Annotated in this window: 24 protein-coding genes; 14 read left to right on the top strand and 10 right to left on the bottom strand. The window is 69.7% G+C overall.

Going from position 1 to position 23,769, the window contains the following annotated elements; genetic code table 11:
* Positions 1-32 precede the first annotated feature (32 nt).
* Both IH68_RS0133035 and IH68_RS0133030 read left to right on the top strand, forming a co-directional pair.
* Positions 33-1,061 (top strand): zinc-binding dehydrogenase, encoded by a 1,029-nt coding sequence (locus tag IH68_RS0133035; RefSeq protein ID WP_030942337.1) that lies wholly within the window; start codon positions 33-35, stop codon positions 1,059-1,061.
* A 38-nt stretch (positions 1,062-1,099) separates the two neighbouring features.
* Positions 1,100-1,951 carry an aldo/keto reductase gene (locus IH68_RS0133030; protein ID WP_030942335.1) on the top strand — a complete coding sequence of 284 codons (852 nt, stop codon included), beginning with the start codon at positions 1,100-1,102 and terminating at the stop codon, positions 1,949-1,951.
* Positions 1,952-2,025: 74 nt separating this feature from the next.
* Here IH68_RS0133030 and IH68_RS0133025 read toward each other — a convergent pair whose 3' ends face one another.
* Positions 2,026-3,000: a magnesium transporter CorA family protein gene (locus IH68_RS0133025; RefSeq protein ID WP_030942333.1), complete on the bottom strand. Its 975-nt coding sequence runs from the start codon at positions 2,998-3,000 to the stop codon at positions 2,026-2,028.
* 415 nt (positions 3,001-3,415) lie between these two features.
* Here IH68_RS0133025 and IH68_RS0133020 point away from each other — a divergent pair, with 415 nt between their 5' ends.
* The 3 genes from IH68_RS0133020 (at position 3,416) to IH68_RS53815 (ending at position 4,851) form a co-directional block, all read left to right on the top strand.
* Entirely contained in the window at positions 3,416-3,904 is a 489-nt protein-coding gene (locus tag IH68_RS0133020; RefSeq protein ID WP_030942331.1) for an Asp23/Gls24 family envelope stress response protein, read from the top strand.
* Between the two features lie 36 nt (positions 3,905-3,940).
* A complete protein-coding gene (locus tag IH68_RS0133015) occupies positions 3,941-4,132 on the top strand; it encodes a hypothetical protein (protein WP_030942329.1) in 192 nt (63 codons plus the stop codon).
* Positions 4,133-4,326: 194 nt separating this feature from the next.
* Positions 4,327-4,851 carry a DUF5994 family protein gene (locus IH68_RS53815; protein ID WP_234341687.1) on the top strand — a complete coding sequence of 175 codons (525 nt, stop codon included), beginning with the start codon at positions 4,327-4,329 and terminating at the stop codon, positions 4,849-4,851.
* A 66-nt stretch (positions 4,852-4,917) separates the two neighbouring features.
* Here the strand turns inward: IH68_RS53815 and IH68_RS0133005 are convergent, their stop codons facing one another.
* Both IH68_RS0133005 and IH68_RS0133000 read right to left on the bottom strand, forming a co-directional pair.
* Positions 4,918-5,316, bottom strand: a complete 399-nt coding sequence (locus IH68_RS0133005; protein WP_030942325.1) for a DUF5994 family protein — start codon at positions 5,314-5,316, stop codon at positions 4,918-4,920.
* Positions 5,317-5,358: 42 nt separating this feature from the next.
* Entirely contained in the window at positions 5,359-6,360 is a 1,002-nt protein-coding gene (locus IH68_RS0133000; RefSeq protein ID WP_030942324.1) for an acyl-CoA desaturase, read from the bottom strand.
* A 314-nt stretch (positions 6,361-6,674) separates the two neighbouring features.
* Here IH68_RS0133000 and IH68_RS0132995 point away from each other — a divergent pair, with 314 nt between their 5' ends.
* The 7 genes from IH68_RS0132995 (at position 6,675) to IH68_RS56580 (ending at position 11,128) form a co-directional block, all read left to right on the top strand.
* Positions 6,675-6,866 carry a CsbD family protein gene (locus tag IH68_RS0132995; RefSeq protein ID WP_030942322.1) on the top strand — a complete coding sequence of 64 codons (192 nt, stop codon included), beginning with the start codon at positions 6,675-6,677 and terminating at the stop codon, positions 6,864-6,866.
* Positions 6,867-6,930: 64 nt separating this feature from the next.
* Positions 6,931-7,065, top strand: a complete 135-nt coding sequence (locus tag IH68_RS59230; RefSeq protein WP_267883753.1) for a hypothetical protein — start codon at positions 6,931-6,933, stop codon at positions 7,063-7,065.
* 39 nt (positions 7,066-7,104) lie between these two features.
* The gene (locus tag IH68_RS0132985) at positions 7,105-7,815 is read left to right on the top strand and encodes a DUF5994 family protein (RefSeq protein WP_030942320.1); all 711 of its coding nucleotides are present in this window, start codon (positions 7,105-7,107) and stop codon (positions 7,813-7,815) included.
* A 10-nt stretch (positions 7,816-7,825) separates the two neighbouring features.
* Positions 7,826-8,101: a hypothetical protein gene (locus IH68_RS0132980; RefSeq protein WP_030942317.1), complete on the top strand. Its 276-nt coding sequence runs from the start codon at positions 7,826-7,828 to the stop codon at positions 8,099-8,101.
* A gap of 159 nt (positions 8,102-8,260) precedes the next feature.
* Positions 8,261-8,572: an STAS domain-containing protein gene (locus IH68_RS0132975; protein ID WP_030942316.1), complete on the top strand. Its 312-nt coding sequence runs from the start codon at positions 8,261-8,263 to the stop codon at positions 8,570-8,572.
* A 237-nt stretch (positions 8,573-8,809) separates the two neighbouring features.
* Positions 8,810-10,051, top strand: coding sequence for a PP2C family protein-serine/threonine phosphatase (locus IH68_RS0132970; protein WP_199931957.1), 1,242 nt, complete (start codon positions 8,810-8,812; stop codon positions 10,049-10,051).
* 552 nt (positions 10,052-10,603) lie between these two features.
* Positions 10,604-11,128: a hypothetical protein gene (locus tag IH68_RS56580; RefSeq protein WP_159403755.1), complete on the top strand. Its 525-nt coding sequence runs from the start codon at positions 10,604-10,606 to the stop codon at positions 11,126-11,128.
* Here IH68_RS56580 and IH68_RS0132965 read toward each other — a convergent pair.
* The 3 genes from IH68_RS0132965 to IH68_RS0132955 are packed head-to-tail and all read right to left on the bottom strand — an operon-like array spanning position 11,094 to position 13,413.
* Positions 11,094-12,092 carry a site-specific integrase gene (locus IH68_RS0132965; RefSeq protein ID WP_234341686.1) on the bottom strand — a complete coding sequence of 333 codons (999 nt, stop codon included), beginning with the start codon at positions 12,090-12,092 and terminating at the stop codon, positions 11,094-11,096. The two genes, IH68_RS56580 and IH68_RS0132965, sit on opposite strands and share 35 nt — an antisense overlap.
* A 56-nt stretch (positions 12,093-12,148) precedes the next feature.
* Complete coding sequence (locus tag IH68_RS0132960) at positions 12,149-12,859, bottom strand: SecDF P1 head subdomain-containing protein (protein WP_159403754.1); 711 nt, start codon at positions 12,857-12,859, stop codon at positions 12,149-12,151.
* 5 nt (positions 12,860-12,864) lie between these two features.
* Positions 12,865-13,413: a SigE family RNA polymerase sigma factor gene (locus IH68_RS0132955; protein ID WP_030942308.1), complete on the bottom strand. Its 549-nt coding sequence runs from the start codon at positions 13,411-13,413 to the stop codon at positions 12,865-12,867.
* Between the two features lie 280 nt (positions 13,414-13,693).
* Between IH68_RS0132955 and IH68_RS0132950 the strand changes: the two genes are divergently transcribed.
* A complete protein-coding gene (locus IH68_RS0132950) occupies positions 13,694-14,050 on the top strand; it encodes a hypothetical protein (RefSeq protein ID WP_030942306.1) in 357 nt (118 codons plus the stop codon).
* A gap of 42 nt (positions 14,051-14,092) precedes the next feature.
* Here the strand turns inward: IH68_RS0132950 and IH68_RS0132945 are convergent, their stop codons facing one another.
* The 3 genes from IH68_RS0132945 to IH68_RS0132935 are packed head-to-tail and all read right to left on the bottom strand — an operon-like array spanning position 14,093 to position 18,552.
* Positions 14,093-14,647: a hypothetical protein gene (locus IH68_RS0132945; protein WP_159403753.1), complete on the bottom strand. Its 555-nt coding sequence runs from the start codon at positions 14,645-14,647 to the stop codon at positions 14,093-14,095.
* A gap of 20 nt (positions 14,648-14,667) precedes the next feature.
* Positions 14,668-16,512: a trypsin-like serine peptidase gene (locus IH68_RS0132940; RefSeq protein WP_159403752.1), complete on the bottom strand. Its 1,845-nt coding sequence runs from the start codon at positions 16,510-16,512 to the stop codon at positions 14,668-14,670.
* A gap of 45 nt (positions 16,513-16,557) precedes the next feature.
* Positions 16,558-18,552 (bottom strand): YncE family protein, encoded by a 1,995-nt coding sequence (locus tag IH68_RS0132935; protein ID WP_030942299.1) that lies wholly within the window; start codon positions 18,550-18,552, stop codon positions 16,558-16,560.
* A 499-nt stretch (positions 18,553-19,051) separates the two neighbouring features.
* Here IH68_RS0132935 and IH68_RS0132930 point away from each other — a divergent pair, with 499 nt between their 5' ends.
* Positions 19,052-23,065, top strand: a complete 4,014-nt coding sequence (locus tag IH68_RS0132930; protein WP_030942297.1) for a WD40 repeat domain-containing protein — start codon at positions 19,052-19,054, stop codon at positions 23,063-23,065.
* A 175-nt stretch (positions 23,066-23,240) separates the two neighbouring features.
* Here the strand turns inward: IH68_RS0132930 and IH68_RS0132925 are convergent, their stop codons facing one another.
* The gene (locus IH68_RS0132925) at positions 23,241-23,705 is read right to left on the bottom strand and encodes a hypothetical protein (protein WP_037885630.1); all 465 of its coding nucleotides are present in this window, start codon (positions 23,703-23,705) and stop codon (positions 23,241-23,243) included.
* Positions 23,706-23,769 lie beyond the last annotated feature (64 nt).

The raw sequence follows: 23,769 nt of genomic DNA, 5'->3' as shown, positions 1-23,769 counted from the left end.
CGGCCCACCCCCTGTTTGGAGCAACCTCCCTCATGCGTGCAGCAGTCATGTACGGTGCCCGCGACGTCCGCGTCGAGGACCGGCCCGACCCGAAGATCGTCCAGCCGACCGACGCGGTCGTCCGCGTGGTCACCTCCTGCGTGTGCGGCAGCGACCTGTGGCCCTATGCAGCCATGCCCGCCACCGATACCGGCCGCCCCATGGGCCACGAGTTCCTCGGCGTCGTGGAGGAGACCGGCGCGGACGTGACCGCCCTGAACTCCGGCGACCTGGTCGTCGCCCCCTTCACCTACAGCGACAACACCTGCGACTACTGCGCCAAGGGCCTCCACATCTCGTGCCGCAACGGCGGCCGGTACGGCTTCGACGGCGTCGACGGTGGACAGGGCGAAGCCGTCCGCGTCCCGTACGCGGACGGCACCCTGGTGAAGCTGCCGGTGGCCGCCGACTCCGCGCTGCTGCCCTCCCTGCTGGCACTCTCCGACGTGATGACCACCGGCCACCACGGCGCCGTCACCGCCTGCGTCGGCCGCGGTGACACGGTGCTCGTGGTCGGGGACGGCGCGGTCGGCCTGTGCGCGGTCATCGCCGCGCATCGACTCGGGGCCGAGCGGATCGTGCTCGCAGGACGCCACTCGGCCCGCACCGACCTGGGCCGCAGGTTCGGCGCCACCGAAGTCGTCGCCGAGCGCGGTGAAGAGGGCGTCGCCCGCATCCGCGAACTGACCGGGGGCGTGGACAAGGTCATCGAGGCCGTCGGCACCCGCCCGGCCCTGGACACCGCGCTCGGCGCGGTCCTGGACGGCGGCACCATCAGCCGACTGGGCGTCCCGCAGTACGAGCAGGGACCGATCGGCCAGGCCGAGTTCATGCGCAACATCACCCTGACCGGCGGCGCCGGCCCCGCCCGCGCCTACATCGAGCAGCTGCTGCCCGACGTCCTGGACGGCACCATCACCCCCGGCCGCGTCTTCGACCAGGAATTCACCCTCGACCGGGCACCGGACGCCTACCGGGCCATGGCCGACCGCCAGGTCCTCAAGGCCCTCATCCGCCCCTGACCACCTGCTCCCACCCGCACAACGAAGGACACCCACTCATGCAGACCGTCACCCTCAACAACGGCGTCGAGATGCCGCTCCTCGGCTTCGGCATCTACCAGATCCCCACCGAGGACACCGAGCGCGCCGTCTCCGACGCCCTCGCCGCCGGCTACCGGCTGCTGGACACCGCCGCCGCCTACGGCAACGAGGAAGCCGTGGGCCGCGCGATCAAGTCCAGCGGCATCCCCCGCGAGGACCTGTTCGTCACCACCAAGCTCTGGGTGCAGGACGCCCCCGCCCAGGACAACACCCGCCGCGCGTTCGAGACATCCCTGAACAAGCTGGGCCTGGACCACCTCGACCTGTATCTGATCCACCAGCCCTTCGGCGACGTCTACGGCCAGTGGCACGCCATGGAAGCCCTCAACCGCGAGGGCACGGCCAAGGCGATCGGTGTCGCCAACTTCTACCCCGACCGGCTGGTCGACCTCATCGTCAACAACGAGATCACCCCGGCCGTCAACCAGATCGAGACCCACCCTTTCTTCCAGCGCGCCGACTACCAGGCACTGATGCGCGAACACGGCGTGCAGATCCAGTCCTGGGGCGGCTTCGCCGAAGGCAAGAACGACCTGTTCACCAACCCGCTGCTCGCCGGCATCGGCAAGGAGTACGGCAAGTCGGTCGCCCAGGTCGTCCTGCGCTGGCTCACCCAGCGCGGTGTCATCGCCATCCCCAAGTCCGTACGCGCCGAGCGCATGGCCGAGAACATCGACGTCTTCGACTTCCGGCTCACCGACGAGCAGATGGCCCGGATCGCCGGCCTCGACACCGGCAGCTCCCTGTTCTTCGACCACCACGACCCCGAGATCGTCACCTGGCTCGCGGGGCGCCGCCTGGACGCCTGACGCATGCTCGCCCGGGGATCGATCGGCGGCCGGTCAGGACCCGTCTGCCGGCGAGCACACAGCAGCGTGTGCGGTCAGAGCCAGTCCCAGTGCCTGAAAGCGGAGTACAGCGTCAGAGAGACAACGACGATGACGGCGCTGGAAACGATGAAACCCGACTGTTGTCCGAAGCCGGGGTAGGGAAGGTTCTGTCCGTAGAAGCCAGTGATCGCCGTGGGCACGGCGATGATGGCGGCCCAGCTCGTCACCTTCTTCATGATCAGGTTCATCCGGTTCGCCTGCACCGACAAGTTGGTCTCCATCACCGAGGCCACCAGGTCGCGCAGCGACTCCGTCCACTCGCCGGCACGCAGCACGTGGTCGTACACATCGCGGTAGTACGGCAGCAGGGGGCCGTCGACGATGTCGAGGTCGGGGCGCATGAGGGCGTTGACGACCTCCCGCATGGGCAGGACCACGCGACGGAGCCGAACCAGTGATTTCCGCAGGGCGTAGGACTGGCGCTGTACGGTCTGGATCTGCCGGCCGCCTTCGGCGAAGAGCAGATCGTCAAGTTCCTCGATACGTTCGTCGAGTTGCCGTACCGCGGCGAAGTGCCCGTCGACGACGTAGTCGAGCAGGCCGTGGAGCAGAAAGGCGACCCCGTGTGCTGCCAGAGCCGGCGTACGGTCCCAGCGGGCAACCAGCTCGTCGAGGTCGAACGCGGGGTCCTTACGGACGGTGATCAGCGCCTGCGGCGTGAGGATGACCGCGAGCTCGCTCATCGTCAGTCCTGCGCCGTCCGCGGCGACGGCGACCGCGTAGACACTGAGGAAGTGATGGGTGCGGTAGCTGTCGAGTTTCGCCCGTTGTCCCTCGTGCAGCGCGTCCTCGAGAGCCAGCTCATGGAGACCGAGTTCCTCGCCGACCGCTGTGAACTCGGCGCGGTTCGGGCGGTACAGGTCCAACCACACGATCGAAGACGGATCCGCCAGATGCCGGGAGATGTCGCGGACCGGGAAGTCCTCCTCGACCAGGGAGCCGTCGCGGTACAGCCGAGTACGGGCCATGTCGCGCACCCTAACGGCACCAGCGGAGCATCAGCGGACACCACTACCGGACATCCACCCCGACGGGTGGGGCAGTGACTGACACGAAGAGATGGTGTGATCCACCCGGCCGACCTCCGCGAGTGCCACGACTGGAACACCGTTGCCTGAAGGGCGGGGAGACGCACCGTCTACGTGGACGGCGGACAGCGGCCGGCCCGCCGCTGATACCGGGAGGCTGACGTCCTGCTGTCCGGTAGGGCGGTCCGACCGGCCACCCGACCTGCCCTTCTGTGCGGGGTACCCCACCGCCTTCTGGCGCGATGCCCGACATCGCTCACAAGCCGCATGCCTGAGCGAGGTCGGGCACTCGCCGTTAGCGTGAAAGGAAGGGGCACGACAGGCCGCCTGTTGCGTCGGAAAGTGGTGACCGAAAATGACGGATACCGGACTGCCGAACCGGCCCGAGACTCCTCGCGCGGGGTCATTGGGCGAGCGCGGCGGGAAGAGTGCGGGGGTGCCGCACGGAAGCGATCCGGGGTCGCGTGGCCGTACGACTATCGCCGACGGTGTGGTGGCGAAGATCGCCGGCATGGCGGCCCGGGATGTGCCGGGCGTCCATTCGATGGGCGGTGGGTTCGCCCGTGGCATGGGGGCCATGCGTGAACGGATGCCCGGTGCGGGCGGGAAGTCCGTCACCAGCGGAGTGAAGGTCGAGGTCGGCGATGTGCAGACCGCGGTCGACCTGGAGATCGTCGTCGAGTACGGCGTCTCCATCATCGAGGTCGCGGGCGACGTCAGAGAGAACGTGATCGCTGCCATCGAGCGGATGACCGGTCTGGAAGTTGTCGAGGTCAATATCGCCGTCGGCGATGTGCATCTGTTCGACGAGGACGAGGGACAACAAGAGCGGCGGCTCGAGTAATCGCTTGCCGGAGCCACGGCGAGCAAGGAGCGCGCGATGGGCATGGCCGCGGTTGGCCTGATCACCGGGATCGCGCCGGGTTCCGCCGGACACTTCGCCGGCTTCGGCGCGTTCTTGCTGGTGGAAGCACTGGGTGTCATCGAGTTCGTCGCCGGACGGTTCGCCGATGGTGACGGGGAACTCGGTGACCTCTTCCACGGCCGCGAGCACGGTAATCGGCGGCGGTGAGACCAGCCGCTCCTCGGAGGGCGACCGCCGACGGAAGTGAGCCGACGTCCAGGAGCGGTCCGTTCGGCCTCTTCGGGGAGTAGCGTGAATTCATCGGGAGCACTTCGCACACCGGCTCCGATGCCGGTTTCGTTCCCGGTGAGCAACGACACCGGACGGCTGCCCTCGCGCAGGTCCGGAGACAGGTTCGCGCGATGTCCGCGACCACCTCTCATCCCTCGCTGCGGGCCGTTCCCTTCAGGGCCCCGACCGCGCGACTCGCCCTGAAAGCCGTGAGTCCTTCACCAGGGCACGTCGAGTTGGACGGTGCCTGGTGGCCTCGGTCACGTGACCTGACACAGGAACTCTCCGCTCTGGCGGACGTGCTGGATCCGCTGTGGGGACGGATCACCCATATCGCCGTCAACCCCCGCCACTGGCCGATCCTCCCGCGCAAGATCTTCGTCAACGGCCATGTGGTGAAGGCCGGTTGGTTCACGTCGGAGCAGGATCCGCACAAGATCCTGCTGCTGTCCTATACGGCAGGCCGCTGGGACCTCTTGGTGATACCCCCGGAGACCAGCGCTCCCTCGGCCGCCCGGCTGATGGCCGCCGCGAGCGCGAACACCGGCCCGCCGATGACCGCGACCGCCCTCATGACGGCGGAACAGGCCGGCGAGACCTCCTCCTCGTACGAGGCCACCAGCGGCCGGCCCGGCCGAGTGGTGGTGGGTGTGTGACGGTCGTCGTCGCCGCTCTGGCCGTCGGTGCCTGATGATTCGCCGGGCAGTCCGTGGTGGGCCGGATCACACATGACCACCTGCCGCGGCCGCCATGAGCGGTTCCGCTGCCTCCTCGGTCGCATCCGGAGGCACGACCAGCAGGTCCCAGCGCCCCCGGCCGGGGGCGAGCAGGACGATCGTGTGCGGGGCGGATGCCGCCACGCTCCTGCGCAGGCGTACGACCTGGTTGAAAACGAGCATCCGGCCGGGCACCGCGGGCCACGTCGCCCCGTTGACGGTGACGCTGGTGATGTGACCCCATGCGCGCGGCAACCCGGCAAGCAGCCGGGGGAGTTCGGAGAGCAGGTCGTACGAACGGGGCCACCACGCTCCGTCGATGGGTCGGGGCATGCCGCTGCCGGATGCGAGACGCATCCGCAGGACGGGGTGGGAGGGAAGCGGGGACTGCAGTGCGGTGGTCATGAAGGCTCCTGCCAACTGCCGTAAGTAGTTGAGTGGTTGACGTCAGGCGCGACGGGCCGCGACCCGCTCCGCCGTCGGCCAGCGCACGTCGTGCACCCAGCCGAGGCGTTCGAGGAGACGGATCACGGCGGCGGAGGGGTCGAGCTGGCCGCGGTCGACGCCGTGCCGGGCGCTGGTGGGGTCGGCGTGGTGGAGGTTGTGCCAGCTCTCGCCGAACGAGAGCAGGGCCAGCGGCCACAGATTGGTGGCCCGGTCGTGGCGCCGGGTGCGGAACGGGCGCTCACCGATCATGTGGCAGAGGGAGTTCACGCTCCAGGTGACGTGGTGGAGCAGCGCGATACGCACAAGTCCCGCCCACAGCAGGGCGGTCACGCCGTACAGCCACGTACCGCCGATGGCCCAGCCCACAGCGAACGGCAGGGCGAGCGTGAGGACGCACAGCGCCGGGAAGGCGCGGGCGACGGCACGGATGTCGCGGTCGGCCAGGAGATCGGGGGCGTAACGCTCCGGCGGCGTAGGGTCGTTGCGGAAGAGCCAGCCGACGTGCGCGTGCAGCAGACCGCGCAACTGGCCTCGCAGATGTGTGCCGTAGCGGTACGGGGAGTGCGGGTCACCCGGCCGGTCGGTGAAGGCGTGATGGCGGCGATGCGTGGCGACCCAGCCGATGACGTCGCCCTGGAAACTCATCGAACCGGCCACCGCGAGCGCGATCCGCACGGGACGGACGGCCCGGTAACCGCCGTGGGTGAGGCCGCGGTGGAAGCCGACCGTGACGCCGAGACCCGTGATCGTGTAGAGGACGAGCGCGAGCACGATGTCGGCGGGATGGATGAGACTCCCCCACAGCAGCCAGCCGGCCAGACCGATTGCCACGAACGGCAGGGCGACGATCAGCGCCGTCACCGCAACGTACAGACGCTCACCGCCGCTGTGCGCGGGCACCGGACCGTCCGGCGGGAAGGGGGACGCCCCGTCGTAGCCTTGGGGCGCCGGGGCAGGGTCCGACGGTGTGACCGTCGTGGGCGTGGTCGGACTGAGTGGCATGCGTGGCTCCTCGGCCTGGCTGCGGATGGCACGGCCGGGGTCACGGGCTGCCCATGGGAGGGGAGTCGCGAGGACGGGCCGGTTCGGACACCGGCAGACGAAGAGCCCTCGCTTCCTCCACCGTACTCCCGCACGCTCCGGGACGAGGCAGGCCGGATCGCGTGGCCATCGCGTTGACACGGACCATTGCCGGACGTTGACTGGCAGCACGGTGCAGGGCCATGCCACCCCCGAACACACGGCGAGGCATTCCGCCTTCCCGCCTCGCCCGGACCCCGCAGGAACTCACCTACCGGACAACAGCGAGGCCGGCCATGACCGTTTCACGGACCATCAGGAACAAGGCTCAGACGATGAAGGGCAGGATCACGGAAGAGCTCGGTCGGGTCACCCACGACAGGCGACTGCAACGCAAGGGCAGGAACGACCGGGTCTCCGGAAGCCTGAAACAGGCCGTCGAGAAGACCAAGGACGCCTTCCGGCGGAACGGGAGCGGCCCCCGATGATGTACGACCAGACGCGTGCCCAGCAGTCCGCGCGAGCGCCTACGACGAAACCACCGCCCAGCTCGTGAACGCCCTCGCGGAACGGCGGCGTCTCCTGCGGGCCGACTGGCAGGACCAGGACTCCGAGACGCAGTCCGACGAACTCCGGCACGCGCTGAGGCAGTACCGGGAGATCACCCGACGACTGCTCCAGCTCTAGGCGGCCACTACTCCGCGCTGCCTCGAAGCGCGGAGTAGTGTGGACAGTACCGAGAGCATTTCGCACACCGGCTTCCACGCCGGGTCGTTCTCGGCGAACCATGAAACCCGGGCCGCAGCAGAAGCGGCCCGGAGACGGGTCCGCATCATGTCGGCGACCTTGCTTCCACCCCTGCCGCATCCCGAGCCCGTCGCAGCCCCGGCCGCGCGTCTCACCCTCAAGACCGACGGCACCTCCCGCGGACTCCTGGACGGTGCCTGGTGGCCCCGCTCCCGGGATCTGCTGAGCGAACTGCCCGCACTGACCGACGTATTGGACCCCCTGTGGGGCCGCATCACCCGCATCGCCGTCAACCCGAAGCACTGGCCGGTCATCCCGCCCAAGGTTCCCGTGCACGGCCACATCGTCAAGGTCGGCTGGTTCACCCCGGAAATCGACCCGCACAAGCTGCTGCTGCTCTCCTACGGCACCGGCCGCTGGGACCTGCTGATCATCCCGCCCGAAACCGGGGCGGAGTCGGCGGCCCGGCTGATGGCTGCCGCGTCCGACTACGACGGCCCGCCACTGACCGCGAGCGCGCTCATCGCCGCGGACGAGGCCCGGCACGGCGTCTTGGCGACCGACGAGCCACTGGACCCGGACGAGGCATGGGAGTACGAGGGCGGCGCCTCCGCGGTGTCAGTGTCGGCGGCCGTTCCGCAACAGGCCGGTCCCCCCGGCCGGGCCAGCCGCCTGATCATCGGTATGTGAGGTGGCCGCCATGAACGCCTTCCTGACAGCCGCCGCCTTCGCGGTCCTCATCGCAGCGGCGGCGTACATGATCCACCGGCTCAACATCCAGCACGCCGACAGAATCGCCGTGCACCAGTACAGCGCCCGCCTGCCCGGCCGCCGCGGCCGCGGCACGCCGCAGCCCCCGGTGGCACCGGACCGGTCCGAGTCGCCGACCGCCGGCGAACGGCGGGACCACCGCGACGGGGGCCGCGGCCGCTTCCCGCCGCGCCGCCGTCGCAGCCCTACCACCCACCACAGGTGACCAGCCGGTCTCCCCCCACCGGCCGCGCGTACGGACCGTCGACTCGACCCGTGGCGACGCGTGTGCCCGAGCGCGTGCACCCGGGCCCTGGACCGCGCGAGGAGCAGCCGGGACCCATGAACCGAGGCATCCGAACCGAGGCATCCGAACCGAGGCGTCATGACTCTTCCGCAGCTGAACGTCTACCGGCACGACCGGGGCAGTCGGGCGCTGATCACCCTGGCCGGTGAGATCGACCCGGCCACCGCGCCCCAGGTGCGCGCCGCTCTGGAGCGGTGCCTGCATGACGGCATCACCACCATCGACGTGGATCTGACCACCGTCGGCCGCTGCGACAACAGCGGTCTGCGCGTCTTCCTCGACGCGTCGCGGCACGCCGCCGGGAGCCACGCGTCCCTGCGGCTGCACCACCCGTCCCCGCAGACCGCGCGGCTCCTCACGGACACCGGCTCCGATCTTCTGCTCCTGTGACGGCTCCGGGAGAGACCTGGTGCACAGCGGTACGGAGAGCCACCTTTTCTGATCATGTGTGACATGCCGTTCTCTGGAGTAATGGGCTGTTCGGGGTGACCGGCCGCGTCACTCTGTGCGGGTTGATCACGGTCGTGTCAGTAGCCCGTGTGTCGGTGCGGGCCCAGGACTCGCGGCACGAGGTGGGCATGGACACGGTCGTCGATGCTTTGACGACGCCGGTGCGGGGGTGCGGTTGTGACGGAAGGCGAGCGCCGACCTGACAAGGTCATGCTGGACCGGTCGGAAGGGTTCGGTGAGCGGCTGCTGGGGGTGCTGCTGGACCGGGCACACGAGATGCCGCCGCAGCTGATCGCCCCGCTGATCGCGGAAGAGGTGGCCAGGGTCGGTGGCCGCGACGTCTCGATCCTGCTGCAGGACTACGGCCAGCTGGTGTTGGTGCCGCTGTCAGGTCGGCGGCTGATGGTCGGCGAGCCCGAGCCGATCGACGGCTCTCCCGCCGGTACGGCCTTTCTGCAGGCGACCACTGTCGAGGTGCCGGGGGCCGACGGCGTCCGGATGTATCTGCCGTTGCTGGACGGCAGCGACCAGGTGGGCGTGATGGCCCTCACCCTGGACACCGTCGATGACAACGACCGGCGGCTGCTGCGCAGACTCGCCGGCCTGGTCGCCGACATGCTGGTCACCAAGCACAGCTACACCGATCAGTTCTTCCGCGCCCGGCGCCGTGAACCGATGAGCGTGGCCGCGGAGATCCAGTGGTCCCTGCTGCCGCCGCTGGCGATGTCGGTCCCGCAGGTCGCGGTGGCCGGAATCCTGGAGCCCGCCTACGACGTCGCGGGCGACAGCTTCGACTACGCCCTCAACGAGGACATCCTGCACGTGGCCATGGTCGATGCGATGGGCCATGGCCTGGACGCCGCCACGATGGCGACCGTCGCCGTCGGGGCCTACCGGCACGCCAGACGTGCCGACATCGGTCTGTCCGAGATCTACGCGTTCATGGACCGGGCCATCGCCGAGCAGTTCGGGCCCGACCACTTCGTCACCGCCCAGATGATGCGTCTGAACATCGCGACGGGCCACCTGCAGTGGGTCAACGCGGGCCACCCCGCACCGCTGCTGATCCGCGACCACCGGGTCGTCCGGCAACTGGCAGGCCCTACCACCCTGCCCGTCGGCTTCGGCGGTGAAGAGCCTCGGATCAGCGGGCAGATGCTCCAACGCGGCGACCGGGTGCTGTGCTTCACCGACGGCCTGATCGAGGAGCACGAAGCCGGCGAAGAACAGTTCGGCGAAGAACAACTCATCCACTGGGTCAACCGCATCGAACACACGACGAAGGGGGTACGAGCGGTGGTGCGCTCACTCTCCCACACCCTGAAGCAGCAACGGGGCGGCCGCACCACCGACGACGCGACCCTCTTCCTGATCGAATGGCGCGGGGGCGCCGCCGACCACCTCGTGCTCCTGGAGTGAGCCGACAACCGCCCGGCGAAGACAGGGCCGACGCCACAGGGACCCGCTGCCTGACTGCGGCGATCCCGGGGATCTTCTCCGCCGCCCCGCCTGCGACGATCGTTTCGCCACGGGGTTCCGACTCGGTCGGCAGCATCGTGCCCAGGCGAGTGCGGGACTCATCCGGACCGGTACGGCGGCACGGACCGCCCCACTCGGCCGGCTTGGGCGTTTCGCCTGCGAATACCGTGCGGTGCCTCGGACATGCGTGAGCCACCGCGTTTTTTGCAGCGTACGACACCCTGTACGCCGCAAAAGCCCAGCCGCCGGGAGCCGTTTGGGAGCCGACCCGTTCCCCGAGCCCTCCCGACACCACCCGAGACCCGCCAAATCCGACGCCCTGACCTGCGAAAATGCGAAATTGGCAGGTGTCGATCACGCCCGGTCCTCATTCGGGACGAAGAGATCGTGGGTTCAAATCCCGCCACCCCGACGCTGGTCAGAGGGCCAAACAGGGGGCCAAAGGAAGCTGATCTAGCCCATCGCGCAACCTGGGCCAGCTTTACTGCTGCTGTGGATCAGGGCATAGCAGGTCTAGCGGGGGCAGCAGTCGGGGGACTGATCGGCGTAGTCGGCACTCTCGGAGCCGCCCGACTAACCGGGAAAGATCAGAGAAGGACCCAACACGAGCACTGGCGTCGCCAGCAACGGCGAGACGCCTACAGCCAGCTGGTCAGCCAAACCTCTGATGCGCTCAGGCTGGGCACATCAGCCCAAGACGCATACCAAGACGGCGAGTCAACTGCTGCGAGCCTTGCCGATGAGTTCGGCGAGATGGTGCGTCGGCTGGACACCACGATGAGTCTCGTGATCTTGGAAGGGCCTGAAGAGGCAGCCTCAGCGGCGATGGAACTCGTCGGAGGCTTGCACACATGGACAAACACTCTGTCACTCGCCGTCGCGATAGAGACCGGAACCTTTGTGCCCACTCCTGACGTGCCCAGAGTGACCATGGAGGACCTGTTTGCGCACCAGGAGTCGAGCTACCAAGCGTCTGATGCGTTCATCCTCCTCTGCCGACATCTGCTGGATACCTGACCTCCGGCCTAAGGCAGCCTGCGGGCAGTCCGTGACCCATCCATGCCAGACCCCACCCCCGCAGGATGGGGTCTGGCATGCACAGACGAGCAGACTCACGCACTCCGAGTAATGCGTCGCCCTCATCGGCGAAGATGTCGTCCATCGCTTCGGCGCCCTGCGTGATCACGGGCCGGAGCTGCTTGCGGTAAACCCTGTGGTCGCCTGGCTGCTGTGACCGACCAAGAGAGCGATCCGCTCCAAGCGGGATGCCGTGGTCGGAGAGCAGGTATATGAAGCTGTGCCGGAGCTCCCGCGATGTCCACTCAGGCTTCAGGCCGGCCTTCTTCACGATGGCCTTGAAGTCGCGCCGGACGTTGGCCGCGTCAAGCGGCTCGCCGCTCCGAGTCGTGAAGACACGGCCAGTCGGGCTCCACTCCACCCCCCTCGATGCCCGCTCCTGCTTCTGCCACCCCATGTGCTCTTCCAGGACGTCGACCACCTGCTTCGGCAGAGCGATGGTCCGGCGGCTTTTCCTGGTCTTGGTCTCACCGTGCTTGCGCACCGAACGCCACACCGCGACGTGAGGGGGGATGCCGTCCGTCGTCTCCAGGAAGACGTGATCCCAGGTGAGGGGCCGCGCTTCTTCTGTGCGCACACCGCTGAGGAGCGAGAGCACGAGGTAGGCGTACAACCGTGACGGAAGCGCGGCGGTGAGCACGGCTTTCGCCTGCTCCAGGTTCAGCGCCTTGCTCGGTCGACCGGGACGCCCCTCCGGTGCGGTGACGAGTAGGGCGACGTTCCGCGCGGCCTTGTCCCTGCGCTGAGCGTGCGCAATGGAGCGGCGGAGGATGGCGAGCAGGTCACGCAGGCTTCGCGTCGCGAGGAATTCGGCCCTGTCGTCCAACCAGTCGTCGACATTATCCGCGCCGAGTTCCTTGAGCTTGGCCTTGCCGATGAACGGGATCAGGTGCTTGTTCGCCATCGAACGGCTCTTGCCCATAGCTTCCCAAGCAGAGGTCCCGCCGCTGTCGTGGCCCGTCACCTGCCGGGATCCAGCCGGTGGGCGAGGTCGTGGGCGGTGGCGCTGGTGAGGTCTCCGACGTAGGCGCCGACGATCTCGAAACGGCCGCCGGTGATCGAGGAGGTCACGGACGGCCTGCCCCAGAGCTTGCCGTCGATGACGATGGCGAATTCGTTGCGCGGGACCGGGGTCCCCGCGATGGAGCCGGTGAGGGCGGCGAAGCGGGTCCGGTCGGCGGGGCTGAGGGTCACCTCGACCTGCCAGGTACCGTCGATGGTGCTTTTCTCCGCCTTCGCGGAGGTGACACGAACGTCGGTCATGCCCCTGGCCCGGTCGGCGCGGACGCACAACGCCGGTTGGGTCGCGGTGGCGTGCACGGTGTAGCCGCCGCTGCCATGGGTGCAGGCCTGCTCCGTGGCCGAGGTGACCGGCAGGAGGGAGACCGGGGCCGCCTTCCCGGTGTTCCCGGTACCGCCCTCTACCGCGGGCTGAACCACGTGCGCGCGGGGGGTCACGCCGTCCGCGACGGCCACCCATGCGGTGGCGACCACGGCGACGGCGGCGACGCCGACCCCGGTGCGGGCCAGCCGCTGCCGCCGCCGGGCGACCCGCAACGCGCCGTCGGCCAGCCCGACCAGATGGGCGCCGGCGGCGTCACCGCCGCTCTCCCGGACATGCGCGTGCAGGGCATCGTGCAGCAGCGTTTCGTGCAGAGGGTGTTCGGTCATGCCGTTCATGCGATGACGCCCCTTCCGGAGGCAGTGGAAGGGGAGGCCGACGGCCCTGCCTCGGCCAGGGTGGTGCGGAGAGAGGCGAGGGCCTTGTGGGTCTGGCTGCGGACCGTCCCCTGAGCAACGCCCAGAATCGCGGCGATCTCATTGTCCGGCCGGTCCTCGAAGTAACGCAGCACGATCACCGCACGCTGGCGCTTGGGCAGCCGACGCAGCGCGGCCATGATGTCCTGCCGCTGGACCACGGTCTCGGCCCAGTCGGCGACCTGCCCGGACGGCTGGTCCGGCAGGGTGTCCGTGACCGTCTCCCGCCCCCAGCTGAGGAGTCGGAAGCGATCCACCTGGGCGTGGTAGAGCGCCCGGCGCACATAGATCTCCGGCTGCTCCCGGTCGCGCAGCTTCGACCAACGCCGAGCGGTGGAGGCAAGCGCGGTCTGGAGCAGGTCCCGGCCCTGCTCCCAATCCCCGGTCAGCAGGTATGCCGTGTGCAGCAGCGATCTCGACCGCGCCGCCACGAACTCACGGAACTGGCGTTCCTCGTCGGCGTTCAATGCACCCTCCCTCGTTCCCCTTTAAAGACGGGCACGGAAGGAGGTTCGACTGCCCTGCCTGTCGGACTTTCTCGACCACGACGCCGCCAACCTCCTCGTGGGTAGCGTCGGAGGGCATGCGGCGACCCAGCACCCGCCCGTGCGACTGCAGAGCGCGTCACGCGCAAGGTGAGTCACGCGACCAGGTGTTGGGGAGAACAGCAGCCCGGCTTCTCAGGCTAACGAGAACGCGGCGGCCGTTGGGTGTCGTACCGCGGCGAAGTACAGCAACAGCCGCAGTGTGGACGTCCACTACGTCTTCCAGCTCAAGTCCGAGGCACAGACGAGGGCCCGCACCGACTCCCGCATCGAGCAGGTGAACGCACGCTGGTCCGCGTGCATGGCCAAGTCCGGCTATCAGGCCCAGGAACCGATGAAGGCGGCCGAGGAACTCGGCCTCACCGACGCGCAGCTCGGCGGATCCGAGGCGATCACAGCGGCCACGCTGGACGTAGCCTGCAAGAAGAAGACCAACCTGGTCGGAACGTACTACGCGGTCCAGTCCGCATACCAGCGACGGCTCGTCGAGGACCACGCCGAGACCCTGAACTGGCTCGGCAGCAACTGCGCGACAGGCTGCGGCTCGCCGCGTCCCTGACGTCCTCCTAGCCAGGGATCGCCGCTCAAATCCATGACCGGGCTACGTCCGTGTCCTGCCGCGCCGGTGCCGGGCGACGGCGAACCCCGCGAGTGCCAGTACGGCGGCGCCGCCGCCGGTGGCCGCCACAGTGGTGGTGTTCATCGCGGAGGATCCCGATGCCTGGGGGCAGTACGAGCCGCCTCCCGCGACGGTGATGGTCGTATGCGTCTGCTGGGCGGTGAGTCCGGATCCTTTGTGGTGGGCGGCGATGACAACGGGGTAGCTGCCCGGTGCGATGCCGCAGCGGATGGTCCCCTTGCCCTGGCCGTAGCTGTTCTTCTGCATGGTCACCTTGACCGGGTGTCCGAAGGCCGGGGAGGTCACCGTGAAGCTGCCGTTCTCGTCGGCGGCCAGGGAGGTCAGGTCGACTCCTGAGGTGACCTCGACGGGCGCGCCCGGCCGGATCGGCCCGTCGGGGGTGCTGTCGCCGGCCGTGGGGGCGAGGCTGACGGCGAGGCCCGGGTCATCGGCTGCGTGAGCGCCCGGGGCGACTGCGAGTCCGAGGGCGGCTGCGGTGCAGAGGATGCCGGCCACGCGCAGGTACATCCGTGGCACCTCGCCTTCCTGAAAGGTGATCAGCTCGCCTTGGGCGGGACGAGCATGTGTTCTCGGCCGAGGGTCGTCGTGGTGTCGGTGTAGAGCGTGGTCTCGCCGTCGGACCAGCGCACGAGGAGGTCGTCGGGGCCGCCGGGTGTGTAGGCGCCGGCGGTCATGACGGCCGCGTGGGTCCACAGCTTGTTAGAGGACCTCAGCCTGGTCTCCGTTCCCACACCGGAGGCGGAGGAGTCGCGGTAGAGGGTCAGTCCGCCGTCGGACCAGCGCACGACGAGGTCCCAGTCGGCCCCTCCGGTGAAGTTTCCGGCGGCGAGGAGGGTGGCGTGGCGCCAGGTGTCGTTGGGCGGCTGCAGCCTGTGCTGGTGCAGGAATCCGCGACCGTCGACGTCGGTGAAGAGAGTGACCCTGCCGTCGGCCCAGCGGACCATGAGGTCGTCGGTCGACTGGTTGGCGCTGTAACGCCCGGCAGTGATCTGGACGGCGGCCTTCCAGGTGCTGCCGGGCTTGGCCATCTGTGTTTCCCCGGCGAAGCCACCGTTGCCGTCTCCGGTGTACAGGGTGACTTCGCCGTCCGACCAGACCACCATGAGGTCGGAGGTGTTGTCGCTGTTGAAGTCCCCGGCGGCGATGGTCCTGGCGTGCGTCCAGGTCGAGGACTTCGCGATCCGGTGTTCGCCGGAGAAGCCGCCGCTGCCGTCTCCGATGTAGAGGGTGACTTCGCCGTCCGACCAGACGACGATCATGTCGGTCCTGCCGTCGCCGGTGTAGTCGCCGGAGGCGGTCTTCATGGCGCTCTGCCACAGGCCCCCGCCGGTGGGGTACATGCTGTAGCCGCGCGGGTACTGGGGCGGAGTGGTGTTGTTCTGCGCGGCACCGTAGATCTCGAGGGCCCGCTGGTCGAAGGTGGTGGAGAACGAGATGCGGTCGCTGTTGTTCTCCAGGCCGCCGCCGTAGTAGCCGCCGAGGTTGCCGATGACGGTTCCGCTGCCGGTCCTCTTGTTCAGGCCGGTGATCCAGGGGCTTCCGGAGGTGCCCCCGTAGAAGCCGCCGCAGTCCATGCGCATCTGGTGGTAGCCGGGCAGCCGGCGGGTGTTGACGCCGGAACAGATGAAGGGCCGGTTCTTCGGGTTGTGGCTGCCGGGGTAGCCGATGACGGTGACGTTCTGCTTGTACCGGCCGTTCACCTGGCCGAGTTTGAGCGCCGCGCCGACGGCCTTCTGCACGCTCTGCCCCCGCCCATTGGCGGCGACCCTGGCGAAGGCGTAGTCGAAGTCGGAGTAGGCGTCGCGGGTGGGGTGGCCTCCGGCCTGGTACCAGCGTGCGTCACGGATCCACTGCTGCACCGCGAACCGGCCGTAGGGGGTGGGGTTGTTCGCGCTGCCGTCGTAGCGGGGCACGAACATGCCCTTGGAGCCGCCGGAGCAGTGCGCGGCGGTCAGGACGACGTTGCCCTGCGGGCTGTCGACGACGCTCGCGGAGCAGAAACGTCCCATCAGCTGGTCGGTGGCCGGGTCTCGCACGTAGTGGAAGAACGTTCCCACCGTGGGGACACCGCCGAAGTAGGCGCCGTTCTTCGGTGCGGCCACCCCCTTCACGATGGACTGGGCCTTCCCGTCGACCGGGGCCTCGCCACGAGGGCTGTCAGGGGTGGCAAGGGCCATCCGCTCGGGGGTCCAGAACTTCTCGGCCTCCGCACTCGTCCATGCTCTTCCCCGGCCCGCCTCGTGCGCGGCCGACACGGTCGGCACAGTCCTGGTGGCGGCGTCGGGGCGCGCGGAGGCAGGAGCGGCCGCCGCGAGGACGAGCGCGGAGGCCGCTATCGCGGCACAGGTTCCGAACGCGTCACGAAGGGTGGGTATTCGCACGGTTTCCTTGTCTGTCAGCACACGTGTGGCGAGACGCGCCGGGTCTCAGCTCGTGAAGATGAAGTACTTCCACGTCCCGTAGGTCGTCGAGTTCACGTTGTCGCCCGACGTCGTGTCGATGTAGGACGAGCGGATGCGGAAGCGGACGCCCGTCGGCGGGGTGCCGGTGAGTTCGAGCGTGTCCTGGCCGCCCGAGCCGAGCACGAGGTACTCGCTGTGCGTGCCGCGCCAGGCGCCGTCGTGGTAACCCTGGACCTCGACCCTGTACTTGCGGTTCGGGTAGGGCGTCATCGTCGTGTCGAAGACGGGGTCCTTGGACTTGTGGAAGTAGCGGTACGTCTGGTTCCACGCCGTCCGGGTCGTGTAGTAGCCGCTGAGTGCGGTCGAGACCCTGACCCGTGCGCCCACCGTGCTCGTGACCGCCGCGGGCGCGTAGCGGGTGTCGCCCGTGAACCTGGCCGTGAGCTTGGTGTCGCGGGTCAGGTAGACGCTCGCGGACAGGTTTCCGGAGGCATCGACCGTGCCGGACTTGATCAGCTTGTTGGGCTTGTCGCCGCCGTACGGGTCGGCGTAGATCTCGACGGTCCGGTTCTTGTACGTCGTGCCCAGGTGCGCCGTGAACTTCACCTGGGTGTTGTACGCGTACACCTTGCCGTTGTTGTCCAGGGTGAGGGCGGTCGTCGTCTTCGTGACGTTCGCCGTGCCGGTGGCGGTGGCGCTCGCGTGGTACTCGTCGCCCGCGTAGCCGACCGTGTACACGACCTGGCCGCCGGCCGGCGGGGTGTCGGCGAAGGAGTACGAGCCGTCGGCGCCGACCGTCGCCGTGCCGAGCAGCTTGCCGGACGGGGACTCGGCGTCCGTGCGGCGGACGGAGACCGTGGTGCCGGACGGGAAGGCCGCGTTCGAGGTCAGCTTGCCCGTGACGGAGAGGGCCTTGGCGCGCGGCGCGGTGGCCGGGGCGCTCGCCGTGAGGGTGGTGTCCGCCTTGGCCGGGTTGTCGAGGACGCGCAGCGAGTAGATGTCCGAGGCGTTGTACGACACCGCGAACAGTTTGCTCGCGTCCGGCGCCCAGGCCAGGCCCGAGGCCGCGAGGGTGTCGCCGCCGCTGCCGCCGCCGGTGTTCGGGAAGTCGTACTGCCGCACCGGCGCGGAGATGCCCGGCCGGAAGATGTGGACGTCCGGGTCGTACGAGGAGTCGGTGCCCGCGGCGACCGCGCCGTCCGGGGCGATGTCGACCGCGTTCGGGTAGGCGTTGCTGGTGTAGCTGCCGTCGTCGGAGAGGTCCGAGAGCTTGAAGACCTGCTGCTTGTACGGGGCGCCGCTGGCCGTGACGACGTCCTTGCCGTCGGGGGTGACGGCGAGGTCGCTGAGGTCACTGCTGCTGCCCGGGTCCCAGGCGTACGCGGTGCGGGTCGCCGAGCCCGAGGACACGTCGAACACGGCGAGCTCGTTCGGGCTCTGCCCGGAGGTGCCCGCGACTACGGTGTCCGGGGCGCCCGTCGAGGAGCCGAGGATCGGGGCGTCGTTCCAGGTCTTGTCGGTGTCCTGGTGGAGCGTGACCACCGGGTCGCTGCCGCTGAGGTCGAGCGAGCCGATGTTTCCGCTGCCGCCGCCCCGATAGCCGAACCAGAGCTTGCCGCCGGCGAGCGCCGGGTATTCGGGCTGGGTGCCGGCGCCCGTCGGGTAGCGGTGGGCCTCGGTGGCGGTCGCGGTGTCGACGGCGACGATCGCGTCGGCGTCCTCGACGGCCGCGTACAGGGTGCCGGAGTCGGCGGAGAGCTCCAGGCCGCGGACGCCGGGAAGCGATTCGACCGTGCCGACGACGGTGCCGCTGTAGTCGGTCGCGACGACCTTCCCGCTCTTCGGGTCGCTGATGAAGACCCGCTGGTGGACGCCGTCCACGACGACGTCACCGGTCGAGGTGACCGGCAGGACGGTGCTGGAGTCGGCCAGTGCGGGCGCGGCCGACGTGACCGCGAGCGCCGTCGAGCCGAAGAGGACCGCGAGTGCGGTCGCAGCCGTGAGAGTGCGTGTGCGCACGGTGGTTTCGAACCCCCCGGAACGAAAAAGAGCCCCTGCTGAACCGGGGACGTCAGCGGAGCGTAGGTCACGCCGGTGACAGCAGATGCAAAGGAGGGTCAACGATGATCAAAAAAGTCCCCCGCGGGATCAACCCCGCAGCGACTCGACCTCACAGTGATCAAAAGCACTCCGCGCCGTTCGGCTCCGGTCCCTCCCCTCGTGGGGACCGGTGTCGAACGGCGCGGATCTCGGAGGCTCAGGCGATGGGCCCGGCGCCGCCGTCCCATGGCTCCCGCGGAAGTCGGCTGAGAAGGTTCGGCGCAGTGGACTGTCTTCCTGAGCGCTGAGCTGATGGCCAGCGCGGACGGTGCCCGACGGGCTCGCCCTTGCATCGTGATCCTGCCAGCTGTGGCTTCCGGTGAGGAGATTCCGGTGCCGGTCCGGAGGCTTTCGCCGCAGGTCAGCCGTATAAAGTGAGTTTTCCGGTCCGGATGTCCAAGCGCGGGGGGAGTAAGGGGTGGAGGCCTTGGGATCCGACTCAGGGGCACGTACTGCCTTCGCGGAGCGGCTCGCTCTGCTGTACAAGGAGGCGGGCAACCCTCCTCTCGCCCGGGTGGCCGAGGCGGTCGTACAGCTTCAGCGGGTGGACGAGCGCGGGCGGCCCGTACGGGTCTCCGCCCAGCGCATCAGCGACTGGCGACGGGCCAAGAACGTGCCGGCCCAGTTCGCCGCACTCGCCGCGGTGCTGCACGTCCTGGTACCTCAGGCCCGGCGCGCCCGGCCCACGCCGGTCTCCGCCGGGCTGTACGACATGGGTCAGTGGCAGCGGCTGTGGGAGCGTGCGCTGGCCGACCCGGCCGGTGACCGTCCCGCGGCGGCCGCCGAAGCGGACGAGCGGCCTCCGGTCGAGGATCCGGCCGTCCCCAGTGTGTGTCCGTACCGGGGGCTGGCCTCCTACCGGCAGCAGGACGCCCGGTGGTTCTTCGGCCGGGAGCGCAGCACCAACGCCCTCGTCGACCAGCTGCACGCGGCGGAGAAGACCGGTGGTCTCGTCATGCTCGTCGGTGCTTCCGGGGCGGGGAAGTCGTCCCTGCTCAACGCCGGGCTGGTGCCCGCCGCGCAGAACGGCGCACTCGGCGACGACGACAACCGGCCGAGGACGGTCGTCCAGCTCGTGCCGGGTGCCGATCCCGTCGGCGAGCTGACCCGGTGCATCCCCGAGCTCGTACCCGTCATGTCCAAGGCGGACGGCTCCGCGGCAACGGAACCCGGCACTCCCGCGTTCGCGCACGCCGTCCGGGGTGCCGTCGCCGAGTGGGCCCGGCGCGAGGCGCCCTCCGGCGAGCGTCCGGTCCTCATCGTGGACCAGTTCGAGGAGGCCTTCACCCTCTGCGCCGACGAAGCGAGCAGGCACGCGTTCGTCCAGGTCCTGCACGCCGCGTGCTCGGCTGCCGGACCGGACGACCCGGCCGCCCTGCTCGTGGTCCTCGGTATCCGCGCCGACTTCTACGAGCAGTGCCTGCGCCATCCCGAACTCGCCGACGCGCTGCAGCACCGGCACATGGTGCTCGGGCCGCTGAGCACGGCCGAGCTGCGCGAGGCGGTGACCGGTCCGGCCAAGGCCGTGGGCCTCGAACTCGAACCGGGTCTCGCGGAGCTGATCGTCCGGGAGGTGAGCGCCGACGGGCCCCGCGGGGCGCACGACGCCGGGGTGCTGCCGCTGCTCTCGCACGCGCTGCTCGCCACCTGGCAGCGACGTAAGGCGGGGCGGCTGACGCTGGCCGGTTACCGGGCCGCGGGCGGGATCCAGGGCGCGGTGGCCGCGACCGCCGAACGCGCCTGGTCGAGCCTCGACCCGCCGGCGCGTACGGCCGCGCGGCTGCTGCTGCTGCGGCTGGTCCGGCTGAACGAGGACACCCAGGCCACCCGCCGTCGCGGGACCCGGCGTCAGCTGGCGCAGGAGTCGACGGATCCAGGCAAGACCGAGGAGTCGCTGGAGGCGCTGGTCCGCGCCCGGCTGGTGACGCTCGACGCGGAGACCGTGGAGATCACCCACGAGGCGCTGCTGACCGCATGGCCGCGGCTGCGCGACTGGATCGACGAGGGCCGCAACGACCATCTGCTGCGCCAGCAGCTGGAGGAGGACGGCCGGGCCTGGGAGGGCTCGGACCGCGACTCCTCGCTGCTGTACCGGGGTTCGCGGCTGGCCCAGGCCCGCACCTGGGCGAAGTCCGCCGGCGACACCTTCCTGACCCGCAGCGCGGTGGAGTTCCTGGCCGCTTCGGTACGGCTGCGCAAGCGCACCCTCGTGATGCGGCGCGGGGCGGTGTCCGCGCTGGTCGTCCTGTCCGTCCTGGCCGTCGGCGCGGCGGTCCTCGCCTGGCAGCAGCGCAACGACGCGGTGTTCGAGCAGGTGGTCGCCGAGGCCGACCGCGTCCAGTACACCGACCCCTCGCTCTCCGCCCAGCTGGACCTGGTCGCCCATGATCTGCGGCCGGACGACGCGGGCACCAACAACCGGCTGGTCTCGATCGTGAACGCGCCGCTGGCCACGCCGCTGCTCGGCCACACCGGTGCCGTCTACCTCACCTCGTTCAGCCCGGACGGCAAGCTCCTGGCCACCGCCAGCTACGACCGCACGGTCCGGCTGTGGGACGTCAGCGACCGCTCGCACCCGAAACCGTTGGGCAAGCCGCTCACCGGCCACACCAGCTGGGTGAGCACCGCGCTCTTCAGCCCGGACGGCCACACCCTCGCCAGCGCGGGCGACGACGGCACCGTCCGGCTGTGGGACGTACGGGATCCCGCCCACCCCAGGCCGCTCGGCACGCCCCTGACCGGCCACACCGGCACGATCTATCTGCTCGCCTTCAGCCCGGACGGCCGCACGCTCGCCGCTGCCGGCGAGGACCACACCGTACGGCTGTGGGACATGACCGACCCGGGCCGTCCGAAGCCGCTCGGTGCCCTGACCGGCCACTCCGCGGCCGTGCGGTCCGTGGCCTTCAGCCCCGACGGACACCTGCTGGCAGCCGGAGGCGACGACAACACGATCAAGCTGTGGGACATGGCCGATCCGCGCCGTCCGAAGCCGATCGACACCGTGCTGAAGGGCCACGCGGACACGGTGCACTCGGTGGCCTTCAGCCCCGACGGCCACACCCTCGCCAGCGGCAGCGCTGACGACACCATCCGGCTGTGGGACGTCACCGACCCGCGCCACGCCACCGAGCTCGGCTCGCCGCTCACCGGCCACACCGGTCCCGTGTGGTCCGTGGCCTTCAGCCCGAAGGGCGGCATGCTCGCGGCCGGCAGCGCGGACAGCACGGCGAGTCTGTGGAACGTCAGCGACCCGGCTTCCCCCTCCCAGGTCGGCGAGCCGCTCGCGGGCAGCAGCGGGGAGATGTACGCCGTGGGCTTCAGCCCCGACGGCCGCACCCTCGCCACCGGCAGCGGCGACAGCAAGGTCCGCCTGTGGTCGGTGCCGACCTCGGACATGGTCGGCGCCTTCGGGGCCTTCCGCCCGGACGGGCAGGTGCTCGCCATGGCCGCGCGCGACGGGCGGATCCGGCTGTGGAACGTGAAGGTTCCCGGCCGGCCCGTGGCCATGGGCAAACCGTTCATGCCCGCGGACGGCGGCCAGCGCCAGCTGGTCTTCTCCCCCGACGGCCACACGCTCGCCGTGATGAACGGACGCGGGAAGCTGTACCTGTGGAACGTCACCGACCCGACCCGGCCGGTCTCCCACAGGACTCCCCTCACCATACGGACCCGCTTCACGGGCACCGACGCGCTGGCCTTCAGCCCGGACGGACGCATCCTGGCGAGCCCCTACGACGACCGCACCATCCAGCTGTGGAACGTCGCCGACCCGTCCCGCGCCGTCAGGTTCGGCGCACCGCTCACCGGTCACAAGGGCTACATCAACAGCCTCGTCTTCAGTCCGGACGGCCATACCCTCGCCAGCGGCAGCGCGGACGCCACCATCCGGTTCTGGAACGTCACCGACCCCCGCCGTGTCTCCCCCCTCGGCACACCGCTCACCGGGCACGGCGGACCGGTCAACGTCCTCGTCTACAGTCCCGACGGCCGCACGCTGGCCAGCGGCAGCGACGACGACACGGTCCGGCTGTGGAACGTCACCGACCCCCGCGAGGCGACCGAGGCCGGCAGCCCCCTGACCGGTCACACCGAAGCGGTCGTGTCGCTCACCCTCAGCCAGGACGGCCGCACCCTGGCCAGCGGCGGCAACGACAACACCGTCCGCCTCTGGAACGTGGCCGACCCCTCCGGGGCCGCCCCCATCGGGCAGTCCATGAGCCCCAACGCCAAGACCGGCAACTTCCTGGCGTTCAGCCCCAGGAGCCATCTGCTGGGGGTGTCGAGCGGCGCCGACACCGTACGGCTGTGGAACCTGGACACGGACGACGCGATCCGGCACATCTGCTCGACCACACAGGGCGTTCTGACACCGGAGAAATGGCACGAATATCTGCCACGGCTCTCGTACAAACCTCCGTGCGGTCAATAGTCCGAGCTGGTGGAAGCCCTGGTGACAGCCCCTGGTCAACGGGGCCTACCCAGTGATCCCGGCCACATCCCCGCGACGCGGCGGAACAGCCGACTCCCGTCGGGCCCGCGGCCTTGTTACGCTTGGCCACAGCCCGATCGCTGGTGCATCCCCCGTCGCCAGCGGTCGGGCATTCTCATGCCCTTCCGGCGGTCAGCCACTGGGCGACCTTGCGCACCGTGGTCTCGTCGAGTTGCTCGACGAGGGCCTGTACGGCTGCGTGGTCGTCCGGGGCGAGGTCGTAGAGCCCTGCCTTGCTCAGCCCGGCCAGGAGCACCTGCTGCCGCCGGCCGCTCATCCGCTCCGTCAGCGTGCTCGGCTCCTCGGGGCCGGCGGACGGCGGCTCGGGCGTCGCGGCGTTCGCGGTCGACACGTCGAAGCGCTGCCAGGCACCGTCCTTCGGACCCCACAGGCTGACCACGAGGTCGCTGCCGCGTGCCCGCACCGTGTGGGCCATCTCGCCGAGCGCGTACTCCACCGGAGCACGGTGCGGGGACTCCGCACACACCTCCCAGGAGGCCGAGGAGGGCCGGTGGAACTGCGCGACCCAGCGGGGAGCCCCGGTCGGCTGCGGACTGGCGGGACGGGTCGTCGTCTCCACTGCGCTCACCCCTTCGTTCACCCGTTTCCCTCACCTGCGTTCAGGCCGTACAGCAGGGGACGTT

The organism is Streptomyces sp. NRRL S-646 (genome assembly GCF_000720765.1).
Taxonomy (GTDB): domain Bacteria; phylum Actinomycetota; class Actinomycetes; order Streptomycetales; family Streptomycetaceae; genus Streptomyces.
The sequence above is the reverse complement of the archived record's forward strand: the minus strand, read 5'-3'. Positions and strand labels throughout refer to the sequence as shown.

Coding starts and splice junctions, on each gene's coding strand:
- IH68_RS0132965 (WP_234341686.1), bottom strand. CDS start 12,092: ATGGCGAACAAGCACCTGATCCCGTTCATCGGCAAGGCCAAGCTCAAG.
- IH68_RS0132995 (WP_030942322.1), top strand. CDS start 6,675: ATGACCGTTTCACGGACCATCAGGAACAAGGCTCAGACGATGAAGGGC.
- IH68_RS0132960 (WP_159403754.1), bottom strand. CDS start 12,859: ATGACCGAACACCCTCTGCACGAAACGCTGCTGCACGATGCCCTGCAC.
- IH68_RS0132980 (WP_030942317.1), top strand. CDS start 7,826: ATGAACGCCTTCCTGACAGCCGCCGCCTTCGCGGTCCTCATCGCAGCG.
- IH68_RS0133000 (WP_030942324.1), bottom strand. CDS start 6,360: ATGCCACTCAGTCCGACCACGCCCACGACGGTCACACCGTCGGACCCT.
- IH68_RS0133030 (WP_030942335.1), top strand. CDS start 1,100: ATGCAGACCGTCACCCTCAACAACGGCGTCGAGATGCCGCTCCTCGGC.
- IH68_RS53815 (WP_234341687.1), top strand. CDS start 4,327: ATGTCCGCGACCACCTCTCATCCCTCGCTGCGGGCCGTTCCCTTCAGG.
- IH68_RS0133025 (WP_030942333.1), bottom strand. CDS start 3,000: ATGGCCCGTACTCGGCTGTACCGCGACGGCTCCCTGGTCGAGGAGGAC.
- IH68_RS0133005 (WP_030942325.1), bottom strand. CDS start 5,316: ATGACCACCGCACTGCAGTCCCCGCTTCCCTCCCACCCCGTCCTGCGG.
- IH68_RS0133015 (WP_030942329.1), top strand. CDS start 3,941: ATGGGCATGGCCGCGGTTGGCCTGATCACCGGGATCGCGCCGGGTTCC.
- IH68_RS0132975 (WP_030942316.1), top strand. CDS start 8,261: ATGACTCTTCCGCAGCTGAACGTCTACCGGCACGACCGGGGCAGTCGG.
- IH68_RS0133020 (WP_030942331.1), top strand. CDS start 3,416: ATGACGGATACCGGACTGCCGAACCGGCCCGAGACTCCTCGCGCGGGG.
- IH68_RS0133035 (WP_030942337.1), top strand. CDS start 33: ATGCGTGCAGCAGTCATGTACGGTGCCCGCGACGTCCGCGTCGAGGAC.